At 45.5% G+C, this 10,349-nt stretch carries 11 protein-coding genes; 7 read left to right on the forward strand and 4 right to left on the reverse strand.

The features are described 5' to 3' along the window. Positions 1-71: 71 nt before the first annotated feature. The 4 genes from QUB77_RS30645 to groES form a co-directional block, all read right to left on the reverse strand. Complete coding sequence (locus tag QUB77_RS30645; protein ID WP_333180796.1) at positions 72-308, reverse strand: hypothetical protein; 237 nt, start codon at positions 306-308, stop codon at positions 72-74. Positions 309-335: 27 nt separating this feature from the next. Beyond that, on the reverse strand, positions 336-1,424 hold the full coding sequence (locus tag QUB77_RS30650; protein WP_333180797.1) for a hypothetical protein: 1,089 nt from the start codon (positions 1,422-1,424) through the stop codon (positions 336-338). Positions 1,425-1,564: 140 nt separating this feature from the next. Continuing rightward, positions 1,565-3,205, reverse strand: coding sequence for a chaperonin GroEL (gene groL, locus QUB77_RS30655; protein ID WP_333180798.1), 1,641 nt, complete (start codon positions 3,203-3,205; stop codon positions 1,565-1,567). A gap of 138 nt (positions 3,206-3,343) precedes the next feature. Next, a complete protein-coding gene (groES, locus tag QUB77_RS30660; RefSeq protein ID WP_006633072.1) occupies positions 3,344-3,655 on the reverse strand; it encodes a co-chaperone GroES in 312 nt (103 codons plus the stop codon). 258 nt (positions 3,656-3,913) lie between these two features. On the opposite strand from groES, the gene QUB77_RS30665 reads away from it, so the two are divergent. The 7 genes from QUB77_RS30665 (at position 3,914) to QUB77_RS30695 (ending at position 10,220) form a co-directional block, all read left to right on the forward strand. After that, on the forward strand, positions 3,914-4,339 hold the full coding sequence (locus QUB77_RS30665; protein ID WP_333180799.1) for a ferredoxin: 426 nt from the start codon (positions 3,914-3,916) through the stop codon (positions 4,337-4,339). A gap of 649 nt (positions 4,340-4,988) precedes the next feature. Then, positions 4,989-5,639: a response regulator transcription factor gene (locus QUB77_RS30670; protein WP_333038438.1), complete on the forward strand. Its 651-nt coding sequence runs from the start codon at positions 4,989-4,991 to the stop codon at positions 5,637-5,639. 337 nt (positions 5,640-5,976) lie between these two features. After that, positions 5,977-6,498: a LabA-like NYN domain-containing protein gene (locus tag QUB77_RS30675; RefSeq protein WP_006633075.1), complete on the forward strand. Its 522-nt coding sequence runs from the start codon at positions 5,977-5,979 to the stop codon at positions 6,496-6,498. 322 nt (positions 6,499-6,820) lie between these two features. After that, entirely contained in the window at positions 6,821-8,461 is a 1,641-nt protein-coding gene (locus QUB77_RS30680) for a 2-isopropylmalate synthase (protein WP_333180800.1), read from the forward strand. 142 nt (positions 8,462-8,603) lie between these two features. Further along, entirely contained in the window at positions 8,604-9,404 is an 801-nt protein-coding gene (locus QUB77_RS30685) for a class I SAM-dependent methyltransferase (protein ID WP_333180801.1), read from the forward strand. 46 nt (positions 9,405-9,450) lie between these two features. Beyond that, positions 9,451-9,756 (forward strand): antitoxin family protein, encoded by a 306-nt coding sequence (locus tag QUB77_RS30690; protein ID WP_333180802.1) that lies wholly within the window; start codon positions 9,451-9,453, stop codon positions 9,754-9,756. Then, complete coding sequence (locus QUB77_RS30695; RefSeq protein WP_333180803.1) at positions 9,750-10,220, forward strand: type II toxin-antitoxin system VapC family toxin; 471 nt, start codon at positions 9,750-9,752, stop codon at positions 10,218-10,220. Before QUB77_RS30690 ends, QUB77_RS30695 begins: the two co-directional genes overlap by 7 nt. Positions 10,221-10,349 lie beyond the last annotated feature (129 nt).

Genomic DNA, 10,349 nt, shown 5'->3' on the forward strand with positions numbered 1-10,349 from the left:
GGCATGGGTGCTGCTGGATAATGCTTTTACGGTCACGCTACCACAAGACCGTAAAAGATGTCAAATGGGCTCTATAGGGCTTCAGATAGCGCTTGTTCGTAAGCGATATCTTCTCGTTCAGTAGTATTATGCTCTAAACCTCTCTTCATGTCTACTAGTAGAAGCTCTAAAAATTTAATATCGTTGCCTATATCGGCAGCCTCATCTTCATCTACCTTTTCAATTACCTGCAAACGTTCTTGATAGGCATTAATTTGATGTTCAATGGCTTCTATAATAAACCTTAAATCTTTAAATGATAGATTCATGTTAGCTTACTATCCTATAAATCACCTCTACAGGTAGTATGAGGTATCGATTTCCGAGTCATCGTCAGAGGTACGTTCGGCACGAATCTCGTCCCTAATTTCCTGAAAATCTGGAGCGTCTTTAAACACACCCGCAAATTGCATCCAGGCGGGTTCTGAAGCTTGAATCGGGACTTCCCAGGAAAGAGTTTCAATATGCTTAAGTCTTTCTAAAAATGTGGTTTGAATTTTGGTAATTGCTTCTTCTCGACTTGCTGCTTCAACTCGACATTGCGGAAACTCTAAAATAGAAGCAGAAACCTTTCCTGAAGAGAGGGTTTCTAACAGGAGTGTTACTTTCAATTGGCTAGATGGTTGGGATTGCAATACATTTAAGCTTGTTAACCTATTGACATTCGCTTTAGGGATTTTATTAATTTCGCAGTACATATTACATTGCTGCACCAACTCTGATTTAACAGCGCAAAACTCCTTGCACACTATGAAAATTCTGCAAGCATCTCCAAATGCTGAATGAGGTTTCATCTCATTTTTATACTTTAATGGCAATTTATACTTAAAATTCTTTGATCCAAAGCATTTATTTTTAGCATAAAATCCGATAATCAACGATATTTTGTCAAGAGAGAAGAGATAGCCTATCTCCTTTTCAATAACAAGTTGTATGTCAATAACTTGAATATTCGATATATTGACTTTTGCCATTTTCAAAATCTTGATATCCTCCCTCCCACCAAAAAATACAATCTGGTCAACTTGATGTATCTTAAACAGGTTGTGAATGTATTCGCGTAATTCATCTAGGCATTGGGAGCGTAGCTTTCTTGCTATAACTTGATCAGACTTTTCTAACCGATAGCTCGGATCGAATACTTTCTGATACTCTCCTCTTTTAAGGTTTGCCACTCTTTCCGAAAATCCAACAGTTTTACCAATGTCATTGATAATATTTTTCCTGATAACAAGGAATACATCATAGGAGAATTTTTTACTCTCAAATAAAAGCTGATGGCGCTCTACCTCATATATCACGGCACCAATTTCTGTAGGAAAATAGTTTCCTCTAAAAAAACCATAAATTGGCCCAAACTCCAAATCTAAAAATAGAGTATTCATCTACCTGCTACTTGCTAACTAGCTAAATTTTTTAATCCTACTATAATTGTGCAACGCCAAAGCACTTCCCAAATATAACAAACAGGGCGGGCCCTAAAGCCCGCCCCATCAAACTAGCTATTAGTAATCAAACGATCGACTTAGTAATCGAAGTCGCCGCCGCCCATGCCGCCGCCAGCGCCAGCAGCAGCGCCATCCTTCGGTTCAGGCTTGTCAACGACGATGCACTCGGTTGTCAGCACCATACCAGCAATAGATGCGGCATTTTGTAGAGCAGAACGAGTCACCTTCGCAGGGTCAACGATACCAGCTTCAAACATATCGACAAACTCATTTGTCGCTGCGTTGAAACCGACGTTGAACGGCTTTTCTTTGACGCGCTCAGCAATCACAGCGCCATTCAAACCAGCATTTTCAGCAATCCGCTTCAGAGGAGCAGCCAAAGCCCGTGCCACAATCAAAGCACCGGTCAATTCTTCGCCAGTCAGGCTGCCATTTGCCCACTCTTCCAATTGAGGAGTCAGGTGAGCCAAAGTTGTACCGCCACCAGGAACAATTCCTTCTTCAACAGCAGCTTTGGTAGCGTTGATCGCATCTTCCAAACGCAGTTTGCGATCCTTCATTTCTGTTTCGGTAGCCGCGCCGACTTTGATCACTGCGACGCCACCAGCCAATTTGGCCAAACGTTCTTGCAGCTTCTCTTTGTCGTAGGAAGACTCGGTTTCGTCCATTTGACGGCGAATTTGTTCGCAGCGGGACTTGACGGCGGCTTCGTTACCTTCGGCAACAATTGTGGTGCTGTCTTTGGTGATGGTGATGCGGCGGGCTTTGCCGATCATGTCGAGCTTGGTGTTTTCCAGTTTCAAACCGGCATCTTCGGTGATTAGTTGACCGCCGGTCAATACGGCGATATCTTCTAACATGGCTTTGCGTCGATCGCCAAAACCGGGTGCTTTAACAGCAGTCACGTTCAACACACCGCGCAGTTTGTTGACAACGAGAGTAGCTAGAGCTTCCTTCTCAATGTCTTCTGCAATGATCAACAGCGGGCGGCCGGAACGAGCTACTTGTTCGAGCACAGGTACTAAATCTTGTACCAGAGCGATTTTCTTGTCTGTCAGCAAGATGAAGGGTTCTTCCAGAATCGCTTCCATCCGCTCAGTATCGGTGACGAAATAGGGAGAAATGTAGCCTTTGTCGAAGCGCATCCCTTCGGTGATTTCCAATTCGGTGGTCATAGACTTCCCTTCTTCCAGGGAAATCACGCCTTCCTTGCCCACCTTGTCCATTGCGTTAGCAATCATTTGGCCGACTTCATCGTCGTTACCAGCAGAGATGGAGCCGACTTGAGCGATGGCTTTGGAATCTTCTACTTGTTTGGCGTGTTCGGCAATTTTTTCTACCAAAAACGTGGTTGCTTTGTCAACACCGCGCTTGAGGGCGATCGCATTTGCGCCCGCTGCTACGTTACGCAGACCTTCTTTGACCATGGCGTGAGCCAAAACAGTAGCAGTTGTGGTACCGTCGCCTGCTGCGTCGTTGGTTTTGGAAGCTGCTTGACGGATCAGGGCAACGCCTGTATTTTCTACGTGGTCTTCTAGTTCGATTTCTTTGGCGATGGTAACACCGTCATTGACGATCTGAGGAGCTCCGAATTTCTTTTCGAGAACCACGTTACGGCCTTTGGGGCCGAGGGTTACGGCCACTGCTTCGGCCAGAATGTCCATACCGCGTTCGAGGGCGCGACGTGCATTTTCGTTGTAGATGATACGCTTAGCCATAGTTTTTGGGGATTTGAGGGTTTGAGATTTTGGATTGGGGATTATGGATTTTAGTCATTTGTCCCGTGTCATTAGTTGTTTGGCGGCGTTCGCTTTAAACTAATGACTGATGACTAAGGACTGATGACTAATGATTAATTAGTTAACGATCGCCAGAATGTCTTTTTCTGCTAGCAAGACGTATTCATCGGTGCCGAGTTTGATGTCGGTGCCGGCGTATTTCGAGTAGAGAACTTTGTCGCCGACTTTGACTTCCATTTCAGTGCGGCTGCCGTCGTCATTGCGCTTGCCGGGGCCCACGGCCGCGACTTCGCCTACTTGGGGCTTTTCCTTAGCTGTGTCGGGCAGAAGGATGCCGCCGGCGGTTTTTTCTTCGCTAGCGCTTACTTTTACGAACACGCGCTCGCCTAACGGTTTAACGGTAGAAACACTCAGTGATACTGCTGCCATAAATAAATCTCCAGATTACAGATTGTCGTGAGTCAGTCGTCAGGGGTCACGATGAAAGCAACAGCGGACTACTTACAACTGACATATTAGCACTCTCGACTCCTGAGTGCTAATTTAGCTTTAGTCAGGGTCGATCGCAACTTAGTTGTCAGTACGGGTTCCCGAACCGAGCATGAGTTGGAGGGAAGGAGAGGGGGGAGTGGGGGCTGTGGTGATGACTTTCGATCGCTAACCAATTACTTTTGATTGATGAAGACAATGACAGAAAATAACGAGGAATCTTGCAGCCAAGGCTTGAGCGCTTGCGTCCAAAGCCTGGGAATCGCTCAAATCGAGCGGCATATTTTTATCTGTGCCGACCAAACCGTGCCCAAGTGCTGCTCACGGCAAACGAGTCTGGAGGCGTGGAATTACTTAAAAAAACGCTTGCAAGAATTGGGGTTGGACAAGCCAAGTGCCACTCGACCAACCTGCGTCTTTCGCACGAAAGCCAATTGCCTGCGAGTGTGTGCGTCTGGCCCGATTATGGTAGTCTATCCAGACGGAGTGTGGTATCGCGACGTTACTCCACCCGTCATTGAGAGAATTATTCAGGAACATCTCCTAAACTCAAAGGTCGTTCAAGAATACGCTTTCTTGACTCATCCTTTGCCTGCGCCTTCTGAGGCCCAGCCAAACATTTAAGTGTAGCGCTGTTTAAAGTACAGGGTTATAGGTAAAGTGTTAAATTTAAGGTTAAGGGTGAGAATTTGAGACAGTTTGGCGTCCGGGCGATCGCACCTGCTACAGTTCAATAAAACTGTAGTTAGGTTCTTGTCTTCCTTGTGCGACTTCCCGTGCTCCTGGTGTTTCTCAAAAGGTACAGTAAAAAAAATCGATCCGAGGAACTGTGAAATTTTGTGCAAAAATTTCTCAGTGGCAGACACTAAGCAGGTTGCCAAACTACACTAGAAGCAGTTAAATACGTAAGTAGGGAGTCTGCTTAAATTTCTCTATATCAGAAGTATCATTTAAAACCGGGGCATTAACCTGAAATTGAACCGATCGAGATTAACTATTTAACTTGGGCTCTGTTAGGGAGTCTCCAATCAATCAAGGCTGATCTTGGTAGGGCGATCGTGCATTACAGGTTTGGGCTGCATTCCAGGTCGTAAGACACTCACGAACAGCCCTCAATTATAGGTTGGAAAGCGGTAATACCCGCCCCGCTTTCCCTCACCGCCATCCCTTCAGCCGACCGTCGTCCTCCACTCCCAGCCTGGTGGCGGGGGACTGACGGAAAAAACAGAAGTGAAAACAAGGAAGTGTGCGGGATACTTTAGCGGGAATAAACATGACAAAGGACAATAATTCAGGAGAGCAAAAACGGCTGATGCTGGTTGACGATGACCCCAATTTGATCTTGCTCGTCAAGGACTACTTGGAGTTTCGGGGCTACAACGTCATTACAGCAGAAAACGGCAGAGACGCTCTGGAAAAACTAGAACAAGAAGTTCCCGACTTGATTATCTGCGACGTGATGATGCCGGAAATGGACGGCTACACTTTAGTCAAACACATCAGGGAAGACCCTCGCACTAGCTGGATTCCGGTTCTTTTCTTGTCCGCCAAAGGTCAAAGTTCAGACCGAGTAAAAGGCTTGAGCACTGGGGCTGACGTTTATATAGTCAAGCCTTTTGAACCAGAAGAACTGGTAGCCCAAGTGGAATCTTCTCTGAAAGCAGCATCGCGCTTGATTCGCCACTCAAATCCCGGTATGGAGAGTGGCCCAAAAATTAAGGCGCGCCGCAATGTCGAATTGACTCCCACTGAGTTAAAGGTGGTACAGTTGCTAGCCCAGGGTATGGCAAACCGCCAGATTGCAGACGTGATGAATGTCAGCCAGCGGACTATCGAAAGCCACGTCAGCAATATGCTGGGCAAAACAGGTCTGCACAACCGGACAGAGTTAGCTCGCTGGGCTCTTGAAAGCAAAAAGGCTTGAGCGGAGGTAGTCTGCGCTAGGAAATCAGGGGAGCAACATCTACTGCTATGCGCTTCGGTATGCCTGCTTGGCGGTAGGGCGGTGGGCGCGGTAGTTTGAAGGCGCCATTAACCTTGACACGGCAGCCGGTATTGAGTTACTAGGCGTATAGTTTTTGAGGGCCCCTCGCTCAAATGCAAGCAGGGTTAAAAGAACCCTCTGGCGGTAGAGCCGAAAATATGAAATACTGGGGAGATGGAGTTTTCTGAAGTTTAATCTATTGCCTCAGTTAGCTCCATGTTGCTAAAATGTGATATTTAGATTAACTTCTTTCTACAATTATTAGGTCTAAGTTTCTATGACAAACTTAATGAACCGCCTTTCTATTTTTGTGGACGGGAACAATATGTTCTACGCTCAACAAAAGAACGGCTGGTTTTTTGATCCTCGCAGGGTGCTCGAATATTTCAAAACTTCGCAGCCGAATGTCATCTTGATCAATGCTTTCTGGTATACGGGTCTGAAAGACCCCCAAGATCAAAGGGGATTTCGAGATGCTTTGATCAGTCTAGGTTACACGGTTCGCACTAAAATTCTTAAGGAATATTACGACGATGCTTCGGGCAGATATTCTCAAAAGGCTAATTTAGACATAGAAATTGTGGTTGATATGTTTAATACCGTGGATCAATACGACCAAGTTGTGCTGTTTAGCGGGGATGGGGATTTTGAGCGGGCGATCGAGCTGCTCCGCTCGAAAAATACTCATATTACTGTGGTATCAACCGAAGGAATGATTGCTAGAGAGTTACGAAATGCTACAGATAGGTATATAGACCTAAATGAAATTAGGGAACATATCGAGAAGATGGATTATTAGTCAGTAGTTAGTAGTTATTAGTCATTAGTCAGTAGTTATTAGTCATTAGTCAGTAGTTATTAGTCATTAGTTATGGGTTATGGGTTATGGGTTATTAATTATTCGTTATTGGCGCGAAACAAGGGACTGGTGTCCCCGCCCAAAAACGCATACTTGCTTTCCGATAGGAGCCGCCAGTAGCCCAAAAAATTAGACTAAGGTTAAAGTTCCCAGATTCATCTGTGGAGTAAATCTAAAATCTAAAATCTAAAATCGACTGACTGGAGGCTAAAAATCCAGAAAAACGGACAAGTAAAAATCAGGAAAACACTTTTTTAGAGCTATGAAAACTCAACCAAGTCAAGACCGGATTATTATTTTCGATACGACTTTGCGCGACGGAGAACAATCTCCGGGTGCATCTCTGAATGTGGATGAAAAGCTGACGATCGCTCGCCAGTTAGCGAGATTGGGCGTGGATGTGATTGAAGCGGGTTTCCCTTTCACCAGCACGGGAGATTTCGAGGCAGTCCAAAAAATAGCCCGATCGGTTGGCACGGAAAATGGCCCGACAATTTGCGGTTTAGCACGGGCGAGAAAGGAGGATATTAAAACAGCAGCAGAGGCTCTGAAACCCGCAGTAAATTCGCGAATTCATACGTTTCTGGCTACGTCCGATATTCACTTGGAGTATAAGCTGAAAAAGACGCGGGCTGAGGTTCTGGAAATTGTGCCGGAAATGGTGGCTTACGCTAAATCTTTTGTGGATGATGTGGAGTTTTCGCCGGAAGATGCTTGTCGATCGGAACCGGAGTTTTTGTATCAGGTTCTAGAACGGGCGATCGCAGCGGGTGCGACTACTGTTAATATTCCCGATACTGTCGGCTACACGACTCCGAGCGAGTTTGGGGCTTTGATTCGGGGAATTAAGGAAAATGTGCCGAATATCGATCGGGCAATTATTTCGGTTCACGGTCACAATGACTTAGGATTGGCTGTTGCTAACTTTTTGGAAGCTGTGAAAAATGGCGCCAGACAGTTAGAATGCACGATTAACGGGATTGGCGAACGGGCGGGAAATGCGGCTCTGGAAGAGTTGGTAATGGCGCTTTACGTGCGGCGCCAATATTATAATCCGTTCTTGGGCCGGCCTGCGGATTCTGAGGAACCCCTGACAAATATTGACTCGCGCCAAATTTACAAAACTTCCCGCTTGGTTTCCAATTTGACGGGGATGTTGGTGCAGCCAAATAAGGCGATTGTCGGAGCAAATGCTTTCGCTCACGAGTCGGGAATTCACCAAGACGGAGTGCTCAAAAATAAGCGGACATACGAAATTATGGACGCTGAGTCGATCGGCTTAACTGAAAACCAAATCGTCTTGGGCAAATTATCCGGCCGCCACGCATTTCACACTCGCTTGAAAGAGTTGGGTTTTGAAATGGCAGACGATGAGCTAAATAAGGCTTTTGTCAAGTTTAAAGATTTGGCAGACAAGAAAAAAGAGATTACTGATTGGGATTTAGAGGCGATCGCCAATAACGAAGTGCACCAAGCACCGGAACTGTTCCGGTTAGAATTGGTGCAGGTTTCTTGCGGTGACAAATCTCGCCCGACAGCAACCGTCACTGTGCGGAATCCGGCGGGCGAAGAATTGACCGATGCTGCGATCGGAACCGGGCCTGTGGATGCGATTTACAGGGCAATTAACCGGGTGGTAAACGTACCGAACGAGTTGATCGAGTTTTCTGTACAATCGGTAACAGCGGGCATAGATGCGATCGGCGAAGTAACAATTCGCTTGCGCCACGAAGGCAAAGTATTTTCCGGTCACTCAGCAAATACCGACATTATCGTAGCGTCTGCAGAAGCATACATCAGCGCTTTAAATCGCCTGTATCAGGCATTGCAGTCTAATCCTGAAAAATCCTCGGAACAGCCAACTGCGATCGCAAATCAAGTGGTTGCAAAAGCACAGCGCTGATAAATTTCTTGTCAGCCATTTTTCTTGAAACAAGCCGCAGACGAACCCATATCCAAGCAGATAAATCTCAATTAATCTGCGTTAATCCGGGTTTATCTGCGGTTTAAAATTACTGTTTTTACTAATAACCAACTCTTGACAAATGCAAGACGAAACTTTAAAAAAAGAGCGACAATTCCACGATGCTTGGGCATCCACAATCGATATTGACGGCATTCGAGTCAATGATTACTTTGAAGCTTGTACCGCCCCAGAAAATAGATTTATCGTCCAGCAAATGGGCGATATTATAGGAAAACGGTTGTTAGATTTAGGCTGCGGCGCGGGCGAAAATAGCGTTTATTTTGCTAAAAAAGGCGCGAATTGTGTGGCGGCTGACTATTCTCAGGGCATGGTAGAAGTTGCTCTAAAATTGGCTGAGAAAAACGGCGTCAAAATAGACGGCTGCACGGTGAATGCAATGGCAATGGATTTCCCGGACAATAGTTTTGATATCGTTTACGCTTCTAATTTGTTGCACCATTTACCGGAACCTGAAAAGGCAATTCGCGAAATGCACCGGGTGCTAAAACCTGGGGGTAAGGCTTGTTTTTGGGACCCGATGAAGCACAATCCGGTGATTAATGTTTACCGAAGGATGGCAACTGAGGTGCGGACAGAGGATGAAACTCCTTTGGATATTAATATTGTGAACTTTGTCAAGTCTTTGTTTTCCGAGACGGCTTATGATACATTTTGGCTGACATCGCTGTGGATTTTTTTGCGCTTTTATTTAATCGAAAAAGTGCATCCGAATGAGGAGCGTTATTGGAAAAAAATTATCATTGAACAAGAGAGATTGAAACCGGAATACTCTCGATTGGAAGGGTTGGATGGGTTGTTGAAGAAGTTGCCTTTGATGAAGCGCTTGGCTTGGAATTTGGCTGTGGTGGCAACAAAGTAATTAAAAGAAGTACAATAAGTCAAAGCATTTAATTAAGAGGTTAATTATGCCAGAAACTATTACTGCTATCTACGAAAACGGGGTTTTTCGTCCCTTGAGTCCTTTGTCATTGAATGATGGGGAAACTGTGCAAATCACAATTGTAGCGGAAGTTTCGCAGGAAGAACTCAAGGGCGATCGCGAAAAGGCGATTAAGTTGATGGATTTACGAAAATTGATGGGTTTGCCAACAAAACAGTTTAAGCTAGATGCAGCCGCAGAACAAAAGCGGCGCGAACTGTTTGAAAAACTCAAGGGAAGAGTGGGGAAACCTCTTTCTGAAATCGTTATTGAGGATCGCGGCCCGTGGTAAATGCCTATTTCTTAGACACCAGCGCTTTGGTTAAACGGTATGTGCCTGAATTGGGAAGTAATTGGATTCAATCCATTACTGTTCCGGCTGCAGGTAACTTTCTCGCGATTTCTCAGATTACTTGGGTGGAGGTATGCAGCGCTTTTTCACGCCGTCAACGAGAGGGTACTCTATCTGTCGATGAGGTTGACCAACTTATGGTAGATTTTCGCACGGATTTTGAAAACCAGTATGAAGTTCTTGAAGTCGATCGCACTTTGATAGAAATAGCCGGCGCACTGGTGATGCAAAACCCGCTGCGGGCTTATGATGCTGTGCAGTTAGCGTCGGCTTTGCGCTTTCAATCTACTACTCTCGTTTCGGTGCCAAATACTCAACTGGTTTTTGTTTCGGCGGACAATCGATTGCTGGATATTGCTCAGTCGGCAGGATTGGCGACTGATAATCCTAATAATTATCCGTAATCAAGCTGTGTGTAGTGAGGAATGCAAGTCTTCATACAAATCAGAGGACTAAAGTCCAATGGCACTGAAAAAGGCTTAATCACGTTCGCAGTTTAGCTTTCAAGACAGAGCGAGGTTCCTGCATTCGAG

It is taken from the genome of Microcoleus sp. AT9b-C3, assembly GCF_036705485.1.
Lineage (GTDB): Bacteria > Cyanobacteriota > Cyanobacteriia > Cyanobacteriales > Microcoleaceae > Microcoleus.

Excerpts from the sequence above, each read along its gene's own strand:
- QUB77_RS30645 (WP_333180796.1), bottom strand. The coding sequence starts at position 308 with ATGAATCTATCATTTAAAGATTTAAGGTTTATTATAGAAGCCATTGAA.
- QUB77_RS30650 (WP_333180797.1), bottom strand. The coding sequence starts at position 1,424 with ATGAATACTCTATTTTTAGATTTGGAGTTTGGGCCAATTTATGGTTTT.
- groL (WP_333180798.1), bottom strand. The coding sequence starts at position 3,205 with ATGGCTAAGCGTATCATCTACAACGAAAATGCACGTCGCGCCCTCGAA.
- groES (WP_006633072.1), bottom strand. The coding sequence starts at position 3,655 with ATGGCAGCAGTATCACTGAGTGTTTCTACCGTTAAACCGTTAGGCGAG.
- QUB77_RS30665 (WP_333180799.1), top strand. The coding sequence starts at position 3,914 with ATGACAGAAAATAACGAGGAATCTTGCAGCCAAGGCTTGAGCGCTTGC.
- QUB77_RS30670 (WP_333038438.1), top strand. The coding sequence starts at position 4,989 with ATGACAAAGGACAATAATTCAGGAGAGCAAAAACGGCTGATGCTGGTT.
- QUB77_RS30675 (WP_006633075.1), top strand. The coding sequence starts at position 5,977 with ATGACAAACTTAATGAACCGCCTTTCTATTTTTGTGGACGGGAACAAT.
- QUB77_RS30680 (WP_333180800.1), top strand. The coding sequence starts at position 6,821 with ATGAAAACTCAACCAAGTCAAGACCGGATTATTATTTTCGATACGACT.
- QUB77_RS30685 (WP_333180801.1), top strand. The coding sequence starts at position 8,604 with ATGCAAGACGAAACTTTAAAAAAAGAGCGACAATTCCACGATGCTTGG.
- QUB77_RS30690 (WP_333180802.1), top strand. The coding sequence starts at position 9,451 with ATGCCAGAAACTATTACTGCTATCTACGAAAACGGGGTTTTTCGTCCC.